At 45.0% G+C, this 16,717-nt stretch carries 16 protein-coding genes and 3 riboswitches; of the genes, 9 read left to right on the top strand and 7 right to left on the bottom strand.

Annotation, left to right across the window (positions count from 1 at the left end):
- The first annotated feature begins 19 nt into the window (after positions 1-19).
- The 6 genes from pepT to ACY3LV_RS01700 all read left to right on the top strand — a co-directional run bounded on the left by pepT (position 20) and on the right by ACY3LV_RS01700 (position 5,442).
- On the top strand, positions 20-1,252 hold the full coding sequence (pepT, locus tag ACY3LV_RS01675; RefSeq protein WP_464863280.1) for a peptidase T: 1,233 nt from the start codon (positions 20-22) through the stop codon (positions 1,250-1,252).
- Between the two features lie 105 nt (positions 1,253-1,357).
- Entirely contained in the window at positions 1,358-1,483 is a 126-nt protein-coding gene (locus ACY3LV_RS01680; protein WP_277986971.1) for a hypothetical protein, read from the top strand.
- A 299-nt stretch (positions 1,484-1,782) separates the two neighbouring features.
- Entirely contained in the window at positions 1,783-2,040 is a 258-nt protein-coding gene (locus tag ACY3LV_RS01685) for a hypothetical protein (protein WP_333518998.1), read from the top strand.
- 133 nt (positions 2,041-2,173) lie between these two features.
- Positions 2,174-2,662: an LURP-one-related/scramblase family protein gene (locus ACY3LV_RS01690; RefSeq protein ID WP_148963331.1), complete on the top strand. Its 489-nt coding sequence runs from the start codon at positions 2,174-2,176 to the stop codon at positions 2,660-2,662.
- Positions 2,663-2,728: 66 nt separating this feature from the next.
- Positions 2,729-2,835: riboswitch (SAM riboswitch) on the top strand.
- 84 nt (positions 2,836-2,919) lie between these two features.
- Positions 2,920-4,053, top strand: a complete 1,134-nt coding sequence (locus tag ACY3LV_RS01695) for a 5-methyltetrahydropteroyltriglutamate--homocysteine S-methyltransferase (RefSeq protein ID WP_464863281.1) — start codon at positions 2,920-2,922, stop codon at positions 4,051-4,053.
- 68 nt (positions 4,054-4,121) lie between these two features.
- A riboswitch (SAM riboswitch) is annotated at positions 4,122-4,228 on the top strand.
- Between the two features lie 77 nt (positions 4,229-4,305).
- Positions 4,306-5,442 carry a 5-methyltetrahydropteroyltriglutamate--homocysteine S-methyltransferase gene (locus tag ACY3LV_RS01700; RefSeq protein ID WP_148963329.1) on the top strand — a complete coding sequence of 379 codons (1,137 nt, stop codon included), beginning with the start codon at positions 4,306-4,308 and terminating at the stop codon, positions 5,440-5,442.
- A gap of 73 nt (positions 5,443-5,515) precedes the next feature.
- Here ACY3LV_RS01700 and ACY3LV_RS01705 read toward each other — a convergent pair whose 3' ends face one another.
- A complete protein-coding gene (locus ACY3LV_RS01705) occupies positions 5,516-6,163 on the bottom strand; it encodes a CoA transferase subunit B (protein WP_464863282.1) in 648 nt (215 codons plus the stop codon).
- Entirely contained in the window at positions 6,160-6,876 is a 717-nt protein-coding gene (locus ACY3LV_RS01710; RefSeq protein WP_464863283.1) for a CoA transferase subunit A, read from the bottom strand. The genes ACY3LV_RS01705 and ACY3LV_RS01710 overlap by 4 nt, the downstream gene beginning before the upstream one ends.
- Positions 6,877-7,213: 337 nt before the next feature.
- Positions 7,214-7,315, top strand: a riboswitch (purine riboswitch).
- Positions 7,316-7,442: 127 nt separating this feature from the next.
- Between ACY3LV_RS01710 and ACY3LV_RS01715 the strand changes: the two genes are divergently transcribed.
- On the top strand, positions 7,443-8,636 hold the full coding sequence (locus ACY3LV_RS01715) for a NupC/NupG family nucleoside CNT transporter (protein ID WP_202327847.1): 1,194 nt from the start codon (positions 7,443-7,445) through the stop codon (positions 8,634-8,636).
- A 42-nt stretch (positions 8,637-8,678) separates the two neighbouring features.
- On the opposite strand, the gene ACY3LV_RS01720 is transcribed toward ACY3LV_RS01715, so the two are convergent.
- The 3 genes from ACY3LV_RS01720 to ACY3LV_RS01730 form a co-directional block, all read right to left on the bottom strand.
- Positions 8,679-9,353 carry a DUF3298 and DUF4163 domain-containing protein gene (locus ACY3LV_RS01720; protein WP_464863284.1) on the bottom strand — a complete coding sequence of 225 codons (675 nt, stop codon included), beginning with the start codon at positions 9,351-9,353 and terminating at the stop codon, positions 8,679-8,681.
- Between the two features lie 97 nt (positions 9,354-9,450).
- A complete protein-coding gene (locus tag ACY3LV_RS01725) occupies positions 9,451-9,741 on the bottom strand; it encodes a hypothetical protein (RefSeq protein ID WP_087993269.1) in 291 nt (96 codons plus the stop codon).
- A 49-nt stretch (positions 9,742-9,790) separates the two neighbouring features.
- Positions 9,791-11,851, bottom strand: coding sequence for a catalase (locus tag ACY3LV_RS01730; RefSeq protein ID WP_202327846.1), 2,061 nt, complete (start codon positions 11,849-11,851; stop codon positions 9,791-9,793).
- A 209-nt stretch (positions 11,852-12,060) separates the two neighbouring features.
- On the opposite strand from ACY3LV_RS01730, the gene citH reads away from it, so the two are divergent.
- Positions 12,061-13,341 carry a citrate transporter CitH gene (gene citH, locus ACY3LV_RS01735; protein ID WP_202327845.1) on the top strand — a complete coding sequence of 427 codons (1,281 nt, stop codon included), beginning with the start codon at positions 12,061-12,063 and terminating at the stop codon, positions 13,339-13,341.
- A 97-nt stretch (positions 13,342-13,438) separates the two neighbouring features.
- The gene (locus tag ACY3LV_RS01740; protein WP_202327844.1) at positions 13,439-14,020 is read left to right on the top strand and encodes a DUF421 domain-containing protein; all 582 of its coding nucleotides are present in this window, start codon (positions 13,439-13,441) and stop codon (positions 14,018-14,020) included.
- A 384-nt stretch (positions 14,021-14,404) separates the two neighbouring features.
- On the opposite strand, the gene bglS is transcribed toward ACY3LV_RS01740, so the two are convergent.
- Positions 14,405-15,136: a beta-glucanase gene (bglS, locus tag ACY3LV_RS01745; protein ID WP_087993272.1), complete on the bottom strand. Its 732-nt coding sequence runs from the start codon at positions 15,134-15,136 to the stop codon at positions 14,405-14,407.
- 748 nt (positions 15,137-15,884) lie between these two features.
- Entirely contained in the window at positions 15,885-16,712 is an 828-nt protein-coding gene (gene licT / locus ACY3LV_RS01750) for a transcriptional antiterminator LicT (RefSeq protein WP_087992012.1), read from the bottom strand.
- Positions 16,713-16,717 lie beyond the last annotated feature (5 nt).

The following is a 16,717-nucleotide window of genomic DNA, read 5'->3' on the forward strand; positions in this document are numbered from 1 at the left end:
ACAAAGGAGATGATTGGAAATGAAAGAAGAAATCATTGAACGGTTTACTACATACGTAAAAGTCGACACGCAGTCTGATGAATCCGTCGACACCTGCCCTTCCACACCCGGCCAATTGACGTTAGGAAACATGCTTGTTGATGAATTGAAATCTATCGGCATGCAGGATGCAGCGATTGACGAAAACGGTTATGTGATGGCGACTCTTCCCTCCAATACTGAAAAAGACGTGCCGACAATCGGCTTTCTCGCTCACGTCGACACCGCTACAGACTTTACTGGCAAAAATGTGAATCCGCAAATCGTTGAAAGCTACGATGGAAAAGACATCGTTCTCAATGAAAAACTGCAGGTCATCCTGTCACCTGATCAATACCCTGAGCTATCTGGCTATAAAGGCCACACACTCATCACCACTGACGGCACAACCCTGCTCGGCGCAGACAATAAAGCCGGGATTGCCGAAATCATGACAGCCATGGATTACCTCATCAAACACCCTGAAATCAAGCACGGCACCATCAGAGTCGCGTTTACGCCTGATGAAGAAATCGGAAGAGGACCGCACAAGTTTGATGTCAAACGGTTCAATGCGTCCTTTGCCTATACAGTTGACGGCGGCCCGCTTGGCGAACTTGAGTACGAAAGCTTCAATGCCGCGGCCGCAAAAATCACAGTCAAAGGCAACAACGTACATCCCGGCACGGCAAAAGGAAAAATGATCAATTCCGCGAAAATCGCGATGAAGCTGAACAGCCTGCTGCCGGCAGATGAAGCGCCTGAATATACAGAAGGCTACGAAGGCTTCTACCACCTGCTGTCAATTCAAGGAGATGTAGAGGAAACAAAGCTCCACTACATTATCAGAGACTTTGACAAAGAGAAATTCCAAAGCAGAAAAGCAACGATGAAGCGTGTCGTTGAGGAACTTCAAAACGAATATGGGCAAGACCGGATTCACCTTGATATGAACGATCAATACTACAACATGAGAGAGAAAATCGAACCTGTCATCGAAATCGTCAACATCGCCAAGCAAGCGATGGAAAACCTCGGCATCGAACCGAAGATTTCCCCAATCCGCGGGGGCACGGACGGTTCCCAGCTGTCCTACATGGGGCTTCCGACGCCAAACATCTTTACAGGCGGCGAAAACTTCCACGGCAAATTTGAATACATCTCGGCCGACAACATGGTTAAAGCCGTAAACGTCATCGTTGAGATTGCAAAGCAGTTTGAAGAACAAGCATAATGCCAAAAGCCAGTCCAAAAAAAAGGACTGGTTTTTTACGTGAAAATGAAACATTTTTCATACGTCCTTCGTAAAACAAGTATCAACGGATGAGGGGGAAAAACAATGACAAAACATGCAATCGCTGCAAAAAGTTTATTGAAAAAATGGATCATGACCCGGCCGCTTAACACACAAAAGAAATCGAGCGCATTTCAAAAGATTAGAAAAATGTTCAAACGCTTCTTCTGATCAGTCATCCAAATCCTCAAAACCACAATCTGCATACCCTCGTACCGCCCAAATGCTCCGTGATTTGGGTTTTTTGTGTTTAATTAAGATAAATAGGGTATACATCAAACAAGCAAGAAAAAAACATCCAAAAACAGGTAGTTAGAATCACATAATTTTAGGTTAAAAGTTATATAAAGGAATTTATTTCCCTGCCGATAGTAACTATAGAACTAAACATCAACTAGAACATTCACCGTGATTCAAGACTATTTTCAGGTCATCAGGTTAAACTGTTTTAGAGGGGCAGTTATTTATTTTTGATTGATTTAGAATTTTTTGAATACTTTTTGACAATTTATCCGTACAATAGAGAATACCAAAACTTTTTTTGGGAGGTATGTAAAATGATCCTATTTATTATCATCGCATTATGCGGCTATCTTCTTTTTTCTTTCAGCAAGGACAATCGCCGCAAACCGCAAAAGACAAGCCCTCTGCCAGCAGCTGCACCTCATCATAACAACCTAATCGACCTTGACGCCATCCGCCAAAAACGCCGGATGCATCTTTCCTAAAACGATATTTCAAACGAAAAGGCTGCTGAACAATGCAGCCTTTTTTCATTTTGGAAACATGATTTGGACTTGAAACCTTTTTGCCCCCTGTCCGTAATCTTTTACAAGGCAAATTCAAAAGGAGACTGCAGCAATGATCGATTTATTTATGAAACAAAAAATGTTCTCGTTTAAAAATACATTTCACATTTATGACCGGGATGAACAAGAGCGATTCAAGGTCGAAGGACGGTTCTTTTCGTTAGGGGACTCATTACAATTGACAGATTCATCCGGGAAAACGCTCGTTTCCATTGAACAAAAAGTGATGTCATTTCTGCCGCGATATGTGATTTCAATTGGCGGGAAAACGGTTTGTGAGGTGACGAAGAAATTAGCGTTTTTCAAACCGAAGTTTGAGATTTCCGGCCTTAACTGGCAAATTGACGGTGACTTGTGGAAGAATGAATTCCAGCTGACTGACGGGGAGAATGTCCGGATGTCAGTGAGTAAGAAGTGGCTCAGCTGGGGTGATTCCTATCATTTGCAGATTACAAACGAGGAAGATGTGCTGATTTGCACGGCCATCGCTATCGTGTTGGATATGGTCTTATATGACGATGAAGATGAGAGTCTTTTCTAAAAAGGTGTTGACAATTGATTCAAAAGTAATAATATTAAGATAATTAAAATGTAAATATGAAGATGTACCTTATCAAGAGAGGTGGAGGGACTGGCCCTATGATACCCGGCAACCGCTGTTTTAAACAGAATGGTGCTAAATCCTTAAGAACATTGCGTTCTTGCAGATGAGGCGGAGATTTGATCATTCAAGCTCTTCCTTACTCAAAGGAAGAGCTTTTTTCATGCTTACCCTATTTCAGAAAAGAGGCGAATGACATGGCTCAACAAACAAATGTTGCAGGACAAAAATCAGAAAAACAAAACAAAGCTCCTTTCCGCGCCGATCATGTCGGCAGTTTACTGCGTTCCGCTCCGGTGAAAGAAGCCCGCCAGAAAAAAGCGGCCGGCGAGATCACAGCTGAACAGCTTCGTGAGATTGAAAACAAGGAAATCACTCGCATTGTCAAAAAACAAAAAGAAATCGGTCTCGACGTGGTAACAGACGGTGAATTTCGCCGTTCTTGGTGGCATTATGATTTTCTCGAAGGGCTTGACGGTGTGGAACCGTTCATTCCCGCTGAAGGAATTCAGTTCCATAACGTAAAAACAAAAGCACGCAGCATCAAAGTGACGGGAAAACTCGATTTTACGAACCACCCAGCGCTTGCTGATTATCAATTTTTACATGAGATTGCTGGCGACGCGACACCTAAATTGACGATTCCGAGCCCGAATATGCTGTTTTTCGGTGAAAAGGCCGATAAAGGAATTTATGACGATCAAGAGGAATACTTTCATGATCTGGCCCAAGCGTACAAAAAAGCAATCAACGCCTTCTATGACGCTGGATGCCGCTATCTTCAGCTAGATGATACATCATGGTCTCTCTTCTTTGAGGAAAAAGGCAGAGAGGTCGTTCGGGCACTCGGCGGCGACCCTGAAACATTGCCCGCCTTGTTTGCCAAAACGATTAACGATGCAGTCGCGGACCGCCCTGATGATTTAACAATCACGATGCACATTTGCCGCGGCAACTTCAAGTCGACTTGGGCAGCATCAGGAGGCTATGACGCTGTAGCGGAAACGATTTTGGACGGCTTAAACTTGGACGGCCTGTTCTTGGAATATGATGATGACCGCTCCGGAAATTTTGATCCGTTCCGTTTCGTGAAACGCAAGGATCTGCAAATTGTTCTTGGCTTAATTACATCAAAATACGGCGAGCTCGAAGATCCTGAGGATGTGAAACGCCGAATCAATGAAGCGGCGCGCTTTGTCAGCCTTGACCAGCTGTGCCTCAGCCCGCAGTGCGGTTTCGCCTCTACAGAAGAAGGCAATCTTTTGACAGAGGAGCAGCAATGGGCGAAGCTGCGCCACGTCATCGACATCGCCAACGATGTGTGGAGATAATCTATCATTGACAGAAATGTAAAATGTGTGAATAATAGATACTATCAGAAAATTTCATAAAAAGGTTTTCCTTATCAAGAGAGGTGGAGGGACTGGCCCTGCGATACCCGGCAACCGCTGTTTAACAGAATGGTGCTAAATCCTTTAGAGCATTGATTGCTCTTGAAGATAAGGTTGAGATTGTCACGCAAGCTCTTCCTTATCCAAAGGAAGAGCTTTTTTATATTTGAATGGAAAGAAGGAATGAACAACATGCCACAACAAACAACACCCGCAGAACAAAAATCACTTCAAAGACAAAAACCGCCATTTCGCGCGGATCAAGTCGGAAGCCTGCTGAGATCTGAGCCCGTCAAAAAAGCGCGGCTGCAAAAAGCCGCCGGCGAGATTACGGCTGAACAGCTTCGCCAGATCGAAAACGATGAAATCATCCGCATTGTGGAAAAACAGAAGGAAACCGGCCTGAACGTCGTGACAGACGGCGAATTCCGCAGAGCGTGGTGGCATTTTGATTTTCTGGAAAACTTGGATGGGGTTGAGCCGTTTATTCCTGAGCACGGCATTCAATTTCATAACGTACAGACAAAAGCACGCGGCATTAAAGTCACAGGTGATATCGACTTTTCAACTCACCCAATGCTTGAAGATTATTCATTTCTCCATAGCATTGCCGGTGACGCGACACCGAAGATGACGATCCCAAGCCCGAATATGCTGTTTTTCCGCGGAAAGCTTGAAAAGGATGCGTACAAAAACGACTATCAGCTTTTCCAGCATGATGTATCCAAAGCATATAAAAAAGCGATTCAAGCGTTTTATGACAGAGGCTGCCGCTACCTCCAGCTTGATGATACGGCATGGGCTGTTTTCTTATCTGAAAAAGGCTTAAAACAAATCGAAGCATTCGGAACAACGCCAGACGAGCTTCGTCAGCTGTTTGCGAAATCCATTAACGACGCGATTGCGGATCGTCCGGATGACCTGACGGTGACAATGCATATTTGCCGCGGCAACTTCCAATCCACTTGGACAGCTGAAGGCGGCTATGACGCGGCAGCCGAAACCATTTTTGACGGTTTGAATCTGGACGGGCTGTTCTTGGAATACGATGATTCACGCTCAGGCGGATTTGAACCGCTCCGTTATGTGAAGCGCTCTGATCTTCAGCTTGTCCTTGGCTTAGTGACCTCTAAATTCGGCGAGCTTGAACATCCGGACGATGTGAAACGCCGTATCGAAGAAGCGTCTCGTTATGTGAGCTTAGACCAGCTTTGCCTCAGTCCTCAATGCGGATTCGCTTCCACTGAAGAAGGCAACAAGCTGACTGAAGAACAGCAATGGGCGAAGCTCCGCCATGTGGTTGAGATCGCTAATGATGTTTGGAAATAAGCAAAGAAAAAACACACTTGATTCCATGGCGGAGCAAGTGTGTTTTTTATGTCATTAATTCCCGTCAAGCGTTTCATTTGATCACAGACTGGCTGACAGCGAAATCGGCTTCTGTTTTTTCATAAACCTCTTCCATTGTGACACCTTCCTGAAGTTCAGTCAGTGTCATGCGGCCATTATCAAAATCAAACACGGCCAAATCCGTAATCAGCCTGTGAGCAACTTTCTGCCCCGTGAGCGGAAGGGAGCATGTTTTTCTCACCTTTGACTCTCCATGCTTATTGACATGCTCCATGATGACAACGATCCGTTTCGCCCCATTGACGAGATCCATCGCGCCGCCCATCCCTTTGACCATTTTGCCGGGGATCATCCAATTAGCCAAATCGCCTTGCTCTGAAACCTCCATCCCGCCAAGGATTGCCAAATCGATATGACCGCCTCTTATCATCGCGAATGACTCGGCGCTGTCAAAATAGGAAGCGCCCGTCACTTCAGTGATCGTTTCCTTTCCCGCATTGATCAAATCCGCGTCTTCCGTTCCTTCCGCAGGATACGGGCCGATCCCAAGCAAGCCGTTTTCTGACTGAAGCATGACGTGAACGCCATCGGGTATCTCATTTGCGACAAGCGTCGGCATTCCGATCCCGAGATTGACGTTCATGCCATCCTTGATTTCTTGTACAGCCCGTTTGACCATTCGTTGTCTCGCTTCCTTCATTTCGCCTCACCCTTTCCCGCCGCCTGCCGAACGGTTCGTTTTTCAATCCGTTTTTCATGGCTGGCTCCAAGCACCACATGCTGTACGTAAATGCCCGGTGTGTGGATGTGATCTGGATCAAGCTCTCCCGCTTCCACGATGTCTTCCGCCTCGGCAATCGTGATCTTGCCTGCCATGGCGGCAACGGGATTAAAATTCCTCGCCGTTTTCCGAAAAACCAAATTCCCCATGGTGTCCGCTTTCCATGCTTTGACAATCGCCACGTCGCCAGTAATGCCTCGCTCCAGCACATACGTCCGGCCGCCGAACGTTTTATGTTCTTTTCCCTCAGCTATTGAAGTGCCGACACTAGTCGCCGTGTAAAATCCCGGTATGCCCGCGCCGCCTGCCCGAATTCTCTCGGCGAGCGTTCCTTGGGGAACAAGCTCGACCTCAAGCTCTCCGCTTAAAAACTGCCGCTCAAAAATTTTATTTTCGCCGACATAGGATGAGATCATTTTCTTGATTTGTCTGTTAGCCAAAAGCAAACCGAGCCCCCAGTCATCAACTCCGCAATTGTTGCTGACAACGGTTAAATCCTTGACTCCCTGATCTCTTATCGCCAAAATGAGCTGTTCAGGAATGCCGCACAGCCCGAATCCTCCTGCGATCAGCGTATCTCTATCACGAATCAATTCCGCAGCTTCCTTACTTGATGCCAGCACTTTCCCCATATTCATGCCCCTTTCGTTTTCTCCATCATCCTTACGAACGAAAGCGTTTACAATTATCTCGGTTGTTTTCTTCCCCTTTCCATATGTACGGGGAGCGGAGGCCAACTATTCCGATTAAAATATGGATTTTCCCGCTTAGGCATCATATATAGCCGATGAAACTTTATAGTTAAAGAAGTAAAATCGCTGATCCATGTGGTTGCCCATCAAAATCATTCCAACATAGCAATCCAGCGTGTTCTCCCTTTATTTTCTCATTTCAAAATATAAATTTTATTATTGTGAAAATAGTTAAAAAGGTTGATTTTCAAAAAGTGAAAGGATAAAATACTGCTATCATCATAGAAATAGACATTCTTGTATATGATCAGAAATATGGTCTGATTGTTTCTACCTAGTAACCGTAAAAAACTAGACTACAAGAAAGTTTGAATAAATTTGAACGAGTTGAAAAGGACAAGTTCTTTTCTGTTTGCTCTTATTTTTCACACTTTCTGCACTTCCAGAATTTGTGAAGAATAAGAGCTTTTTTTGTTTCCAAAATAAACCTCATAGGAGTTGCTATCATGTACTTTTTATTAAACCTTGTCGGTCTCATTGTGATTATGGCAGTTGTATTCCTATGTTCTCCGCAGAAAAAGAAAATCAAGTGGCGCCCGATCATTACGTTAATTGTTCTGGAATTGCTGATTACTTGGTTTATGCTGGGAACAAAAATCGGGAGCTGGACCATCGGTAAAATTGGTGATTTCTTCACTTGGCTGATTGCTTGCGCCAGCGATGGTATCGCGTTTGCCTTCCCGTCAGTGATGGCGAATGAAACAGTAGACTTTTTCTTTAGCGCGCTTCTTCCAATTATCTTTATCGTCACATTCTTTGATATTTTAACCTATTTCGGAATTTTGCCTTGGATGATTGATAAAATCGGCTGGTTGATTTCAAAGGCTTCCCGCCTGCCGAAATTAGAGAGCTTTTTCTCTATTCAAATGATGTTTTTGGGAAATACTGAAGCACTTGCGGTCATCCGCCAGCAGCTGACGGTATTAAACAACAACCGCCTGCTCACGTTCGGCTTGATGAGTATGAGCAGCATCAGCGGCTCCATTATTGGATCTTACCTGTCAATGGTGCCGGCGACATACGTGTTTACAGCTATACCGTTGAACTGCTTAAACGCGCTGATTATCGCAAACTTGCTGAACCCTGTTCACGTGCCAGAAGATGAAGACATCATCTATACGCCGCCTAAAGAAGAGAAGAAAGACTTTTTCTCTACAATTTCTAACAGTATGCTTGTCGGCATGAATATGGTTATCGTGATTTTGGCAATGGTGATCGGGTATGTCGCATTAACGTCTGCAGTCAATGGCATTCTTGGCGTTTTCGTCCACGGCCTGACCATCCAGACAATCTTCGCTTATCTCTTTAGTCCGTTCGCGTTCCTGCTGGGGCTGCCGGTACACGATGCGATGTATGTCGCTCAGCTGATGGGAATGAAATTGGCAACGAATGAGTTTGTTGCGATGCTTGACTTGAAAGAAAATCTCACATCACTTCCGCCTCACACAGTTGCGGTGGCGACGACATTCCTGACGTCATTTGCCAACTTCAGTACTGTCGGCATGATTTACGGCACGTACAACTCGATCCTTGACGGCGAAAAGTCAACGGTCATCGGAAAAAACGTGTGGAAATTGCTCGTCAGCGGAATTGCGGTATCTTTACTAAGTGCTGCGATTGTCGGCCTGTTTGTGTGGTAGAAACCTTGAGCCATATCCCTTTCCCGGATATGGCTTTTTTGATTATTGATAAATAGACGAAGGCACCTGCACATCACGGATTCCGGCCGCATAAGGCCCTAAGTCATACTGGCCGAAGACGATGGCGATCCCGTTTTTCGTAAAGTAAAACACTGTGTCTTGGTTAAGGGTAATATCCTCTTTCTTTACATCAGGGAAAAACAGCGTGTCGTGTTTTTTGATATAGCTGTATAGATAATCTTTCGTTTTGCTGACTTTTGTTTTGGTATTCAGAATCTGATTCAGTGTCACACGCTTTTTGGTTTTCAAGTCATAGTTGAAGGACTGAACAGACGTTAAACCATGGGCGCCGCCTGAATATATATAATTGAGTGTTTGAATGCTAAGCTTGCCCGCCGCATTATATTTGACGCTGAACGATGTTTGATATTCCGCTTTGAAACCCTGCTGTTCACCGGCTTTTTTGTTTTTTAAGTATTCTTGATACGATTGTTCAATGTAGGCTTTCAGCTCTTGATTGATTTTCTTTTCAAACGCGGCATTTCCGATGTGATGCACCTGAGGATACTTTAATTCCTTAATCTTTTTGTACGTATGGCTGCTGACAGCCGGTGTTTTCGCTTGAAACGCTTTTAATGATGGAGCCGCAGCATAGGCAAATACAGAAAAAAGCAAAACTGCAACCCCCGCGGCTTTCAGCATGTTATTCCATTTCATACACTCTCCTCCTTTGGTGTCGTTGTTTATCATTCCCTAGTACTGATAAAATCAAAAGAAGTTTCCAAATAAAAAAAGAGACAAGATGCCTCTTTTTTTACTGTTTACGCTCCAAAATCGCTTCATGAACCGCTTGTGCCAAATCTATATTTCCAAACATCTCCAACACCGCAATGACGGTCTGGTCCGGAATGTGCTCGGATTCGTGTTTCGGCACGGCCAGTTCGTCCATGGTTTTTCTCAAACTTTCATTGAGCTTTTGCTGCGGATACGCCTTGGCGTACAGCTCCAGCGGATCAAGGTCATGGTTGACGCACCATTGGGCAAACACCAAAATCATCATATTTTCATCGCGTTCGTAAGCTTCGGCGAGCTGTTTTTCGTTCATCTGTCATGCTCCTTATGAAAAGTATCTTCTTTTAAGATACAGGAGCGGATCACATTCGTCTATCCCAATGGCGGTGAGCGGCGACCGCCTCGATAAACGTCTTGCTGAAGGCGTTGTAATCAGCTTCATCTTTAGCAGTCACAAGGCCCGGCCCCTCTGTTGTCCCGACAGCTGATTGAAGAAGATCAATTCCTTCATTTGCCGCACCGATCGCCTTATAGTGATTGTAGGCTTCTCTGATAAACGCCATCGCGTGTTTGTCGTCTTTTAACTCTGGTCCTCCCGCGGCATAGACGGCATCATACAGAACAGAGTCAGTTGTCAGGAACGTGCCGCCTGCCTCAAGCTGCCGGCCGTTGCCGCTCGTGATGTACCCCAGCGTTTGGCTGATGATATCCGCTGTGATCCCTTCTTGCTTTAAGGCATCCAGCACGGTTTGCAGCTCTTTTTCATGAAATCCGTTTCCAGCGAGAACAGCCACTTTTCTTGATGACGCTGTTTTCACTGTGCGGGCTTGGCTTAACGCAGGCGAGGTCAGGATTTCTTTAGACGCATTACGTTTCGCCGGCGGCGCCACACCTACTCCTTTGGCGATTTCTTCCGCTAAGCCTTCATCCACATTGCTGAAGACATCAACGACCTGCCGCTGCACATCCTTGCTCTTGACCTTCCCGACCTCGAAGCAGAAGGCGGAGATGATGTGCTGTTTCTCGACAGGAGACATGCTGTTCCAGAACAGCTTCGCCTGTGCGTAATAATCGTTGAAGCTGTCGCTCCGCTGGCGGATTTTTTTGCCCTCGACTTTTTCCTGATAGTGGACATAGCCGCCTTCTTCGGCTGTCGCAGGCGACGGGTCATTGTTTTGCAGAGAGTTTTTATGATAAGCGACCGGCCCCTTATTGATCGTCATCCGGTGATAGCCGTCGTACTGGTTGTTATGGAACGGACATACCGGGCGGTTAATCGGAATCTCATGGAAGTTCGGGCCGCCAAGACGGATCAGCTGTGTGTCCGTATAAGAGAAAAGCCGGCCCTGCAGAAGCGGGTCATTTGTAAAATCGATGCCCGGCACGACATTTCCCGGGTGGAATGCGACTTGTTCTGTTTCCGCAAACACATTGTCCTGGTTGCGGTTCAGCGTCATTTTCCCAATGATTTTCACCGGCACGAGCTCTTCCGGCCACAGCTTGGTTGGGTCAAGAATATCAAAATCAAATTTGAACTCATCTTCTTCATCAATCATTTGCACGCCGAGCTCATATTCAACCATGCCGCCGTTTTCAATCGTTTCCCACAAGTCGCGGCGGTGGAAGTCGGGATCTTTCCCGGCAATTTTCTGCGCTTCATCCCATACGAGAGAATGCACGCCGAGCACTGGCTTCCAATGGAATTTCACGAAACGCGCCTTTCCTTGTTCATTAACAAAACGGAATGTGTGAACGCCGAAGCCCTCCATCATTCTGTAGCTGCGAGGGATGCCTCTGTCAGACATCGTCCACATCACCATATGCGCTGACTCAGGATTGTTGGCGACAAAATCCCAAAACGTATCATGAGCGGTCGCGGCTTGAGGCATTTCATTATGAGGTTCAGGCTTAAACGCGTGAACCAAGTCCGGAAATTTGATCGCATCCTGAATGAAAAACACCGGGATGTTATTTCCCACAAGATCATAATTTCCTTCTTCCGTATAAAATTTCGTCGCAAAGCCTCTGGCGTCGCGCACCGTGTCTGCGGAGCCTTTAGAACCCGCGACCGTCGAAAACCGGACAAATACCGGTGTCTTCACTGAAGGGTCCTGAAGAAATTTGGCCCGTGTATACTCGGCCATCGGCTCGTAAACCTGAAAAAAGCCATGTACGCCATACCCGCGCGCATGCACAACACGCTCCGGAATCCTCTCATGGTCAAAGTGCGTCATCTTCTCCCGGAAGTGAAAATCCTCCATCAGCGTCGGACCGCGAACCCCGGCTTTTAACGAGTGCTCATCCTCTGACACCCGCACGCCTTGGTTTGTCGTCATTTTCTTCCCGCTGTTATCGGCTCTGTACTGCTCAAGCTGCTCGTCCTTTAAGTGTTCATTTACACGTTTGCTTTGATCATCACTCATGTCCGTTCCCCCTTTTATTGATTCCATATCTAAAACGAAACATTCTACAGCACATTTACCCGCGGCCTTCTTCAGATAAACTGCTAATCCGTTCAATAGGATTTTAGGTCTACCTATCAGTATGAGGACATACATATTTGAAATAAGCCTTCTGTTCAGAAAGAAAAGGTGGAAGCGCTTACTTAAAATCGACTGAGGGAGGTCATAGCGTGCTTGCCATACTCGGTTTTGTGATGATCATTGTCTTTATGTACCTGATTATGTCTAACCGGCTTTCCGCTCTTATTGCATTGATTGTTGTTCCTGTTGCATTTGCCTTGATCAGCGGATTTGGCAAAGATCTTGGCGAGATGATGATTCAAGGTGTAACAGACCTCGCTCCGACCGGCATTATGCTGTTATTTGCCATCCTGTATTTCGGCATAATGATTGACTCCGGTTTGTTTGATCCTCTCATTGCCAAAATCTTATCGCTTGTCAAAGGAGACCCGTTAAAAATCGCCGTCGGCACAGCGGTTCTGACGATGACCATTTCGCTGGACGGGGATGGGACAACAACCTATATGCTTACCATTGCGGCTATGCTGCCTCTGTACAAACGGCTCGGCATGAATCGATTGGTATTGGCCGGAATTGCGATGCTCGGTTCGGGAGTCATGAATATTATTCCGTGGGGCGGGCCGACTGCGAGGGTTTTGGCTTCCTTGAAATTGGACACGTCGGAGGTCTTCACACCGCTGATTCCCGCTATGATCGCCGGCATTCTCTGGGTGATTGCAGTCAGTTATATCCTCGGAAAAAAAGAGCGGAAGCGGCTCGGCGTCATTTCGATTGAACACGCGCCTGCCTCCGATCAGGATGCAGATCCGCTCAAGCGTCCCGCTCTCCAATGGTTTAATCTTCTGCTGACTGTCGCCCTCATGGCTGCGCTGATCACCAGCCTGCTTCCGCTCCCTGTTCTTTTTATGACCGCGTTCGCCATCGCCTTGATGGTCAACTACCCAAATGTCAAAGAGCAGCAGAAACGGATCTCGGCGCATGCGGGAAACGCGTTAAACGTTGTCTCGATGGTGTTTGCGGCAGGCATATTCACAGGCATTCTTTCAGGCACGAAAATGGTGGATGCGATGGCCCATTCTCTCGTTTCACTCATCCCTGAGGCCATGGGCCCGCACCTGCCGTTAATCACAGCTATCGTCAGCATGCCATTCACCTTTTTCATGTCGAATGACGCCTTTTACTTCGGTGTTCTTCCGATCATCGCAGAAGCCGCTACCGCTTACGGAATAGACGCCGCCGAGATCGGAAGGGCCTCCTTGCTGGGCCAGCCGGTGCACCTCCTCAGCCCGCTTGTGCCTTCCACCTATCTATTGGTCGGAATGGCAGGCGTCAGCTTTGGCGACCATCAAAAATTCACCATCAAATGGGCCGTGGGGACAACGATTGTGATGACGATTGCGGCGCTTTTGATTGGGATTATTTCGTTTTAATGAGAAAAGGATTTCCGCTGGCGGAAATCCTTTTGTTCTGCATAATTTAAAAATCGAAGACCATACTATGGAAAAATCAAAATATAAAGGTGATTGCATGAATTTTGCTTGGGAAGCACTCATTTTAATTATATCCGGCATCATATTGCTAAGAATTTCAGGAAGAAAGTCAATCTCCCAGATGACATTAGCACAAACTGTGGTGATGATTTCCATTGGAACGATTATTGTCCAGCCGATTATAGAGACAAGTTTATGGAAAACCCTTGTGGCAGCCGGTATTTTTACTGCGGCTTTAATACTCATGGAATGGTTCCAGGTGAAGGCCAATTGGATGGAAAAGTTCTTAACCGGCAAAGCGAAATTAGTGATTGAAGATGGCAAACTCAATATAGAAAATATGAAAAAACTGCGGCTGACAGTTGACCAGCTTGAAATGCGATTGAGGATTCATGGAATCTCCAGCATAAAGGACATTAAGAATGCAACGATTGAAGCGAACGGCCAAATAGGATATGAATTGCGTGATGACAAGAAACCGCTCACGATTGGTGAATTCAAGAAATTGATGAATATGCCGGCCGCAAACACAGTTCAACAGCCTGAACCAGAAAATCAAGAAAACATTTTTCAAGAAATAAAAAACGGTCATTCTACACCTTCTGGCAAACTAAAATAAGGCTGTTCCTTGTGCGGAAACAGCCCGAGCGAATGACCTTATTGGATATATGAAATGACTGGCAGACTTTTAACACCCCATGCATAGTAGTAATTGAAAACGCTGAAAGAATCGATTGCTTTGCCGGTTTTTACATCTACGATTAAAATATGATATCCGTAGCTTTGATCATTTGCATCTAGTCTTCTAGGTGTTTTTTTCCTAACGTATCTGAAAACATTGGATTAATCAGACCGATAAAAAACTGATTTTTATGAATCAAAGGAGGACTGATATAATCTCGGTAAGTATTGCCCAGACCAGAAGATTCATGCCAACAATTTCACATTACAATCATAAGAGCATGGCTATTATTGAAGCAGCAGGCTCTTATTACATTTGACATTATTTTTTTGTATAACGCACCCAGTCGTAATGAGCGTATAGCGGTGTTACACCATTGTAGGAACCGAGCCATTCATCAACACCCGTACCATTCCACAAGTTCATCATGATCTTTCCTGGTGTTTTCGGAATTTGGCTTGTCGCAGTATGTTTTAATTGCCCATCGACATACCATTTAATAGAGTTTGGCTGCCAATCGAACGCATACGTATGATGAGCAGTGGCTGCATCAAATCCGAGATCCACTATCTTCTCATGGTTTCCTGCACCATTTGTATAATAGTTAAATTGAACCTTTGTTGTGTCTTTTCCTAAAAATTCGATATCAATCTCATCCCAAGGAGTTCCATCCGTTGGTCCTGTGTAAGTGAAGAACGATGAAACGATCCCTGTGTTTTTAGCTGGTTTCATTCTGACTTCATAAAGTCCATATCCATATGTTTGAACAGAGCGGTTTTCCCCGCAGTCAAACTTGTTATAAGATGGACTTGTTAGCGCCAAACGCATTTCACCTAATGACGTCATTGATACGTTATTTGCACGCCAAGTGCAGTTAAACATATTTCCATTCGAATAACCATTTGCTTTTTGCCATAATCCGGAGTTATAGCTGTTAAAAGGGTCAAAAAACGATCCACCTGTTTGAGCCGAGGCATTAGAAGTGACTGCAGAAAAACTCATAAACAATCCAGTGACAAGAATCAACAACACTCTTTTCATACAAGATGACATGTTGGCATTCCCCTTTCTGAGAAAGCGTTTTCTTTGTCGATCATACATGATTTTTATAAAGGGAACATCGGTCAAAATAATGATAATAAAGAATCTTACTTACTAGAATCCTGTACTATCATTTTTAGATTATACTTAGACTCAACTTTAACAAAATGAAAGTGATGAATGTATTGAATTCAACATGTTTGGTATTCCTTCTTCAACGCTGCGCTTTTATGAAAAGGAAGGAATTAGTTCCGGAAATGAATCGAGATACAAGCGGCCGAAGAGTCGATGATTTGTTGATCGAGTACAAGAGATAGCCGCTCTGAAAAATTGTACGCCGGCTCAGCTTGCACTTGCATAGACGATGGCAAATGAAGTGATTCGTATCCCTGGAACAAAGAGAATCCCTTATTTAGAAGAAAACGCATTTTCTTCCACGCCGGCCAGCTGTAAAATGCCTTTTGCCGCTGCTAAGAATCCCCATTTTTCATCCCTTCTGCTAAAAAATAAAAAACCTAAACTACCCCTATCGCAATAGGAACGAGTAGTTTAGGTTTTGCCTGCCTGACCAGTAACAATCCTATGAAACGCCCTCATCACCCTCTGAAAAAAATAAAAACCTAAATTACCATCAGTACAGACAGAGATCATCCGCACTCATTGCAATTTAGGTTTTGCCTGCTTAGCAGTAACAATCCTAACATCCTCATATGTGAATGTAAGAAAAAATCAACACAAGAAAATAAAAATGTCAACGCTTTCATTTGACGACCCTTTCGATGTGAATCGTTAAATACAGCAGCTCGTCACTGGTGAGCTTGTGTTTATACTCCCGCTCAATGTAGGTTTGGATTTTTTTCGTGCATTCATACGCGTGATGGTACTTTTCTATCACTGTCTCCAGTAAAAAATCGTCCTGGCTTTCCATGTGCGTGCCATTAAAAAGACGCTGCGCGAAAAACTTCAAATGGGTGACAAACCGATAATAGTGAAGCGTTTCTTCGTTGAATTCAATCTTAAAATGGTATTTTACGATACTCAAAATCTCTTGCATGACTTTTGTAATATTGATGATATTAGGCATCTCTTCATTCAGCTCGGCATTTACGATATGCATGGCAATAAAGCCAGCTTCATCCTCCGGCAGAGACACGCCAGTCTTGTTTTTCACCATGTGCAGCGCTTCTTTTCCGATTGCAAACTCGTCTTTGTACAGCCGCTTTGTTTCCCACAGCAAGGCGTTTTTGATATCAAGCCCTTTCTGATTGCGCTGGATGGCGAAGTTAATATGGTCGGTCAGCGACACATAGATGCTGTCGTTGAGCTTTTTGCCGAGCTTTAATTTCGCATAGCTGATAATCTCTTCGGATACTTCCATACACTCGATCGGTATATCATACAAAAGGGTTTTGAATTTTTCTGATACATCCTTGTTATCGAGCGTGAACACCTTCTCAATGCGGTCTTCATCGACATCATCGCCGGTCTTTTTCTGGAACGCGAGCCCCCTGCCCATGATGACCAATTCTTTTCCCTGTTCATTGACCACGCTGATCACGTTATTGTTGATCACCTTCGCAATTTTCATGACAT

The sequence above is a fragment of the Bacillus sp. 11C genome, from assembly GCF_055486375.1.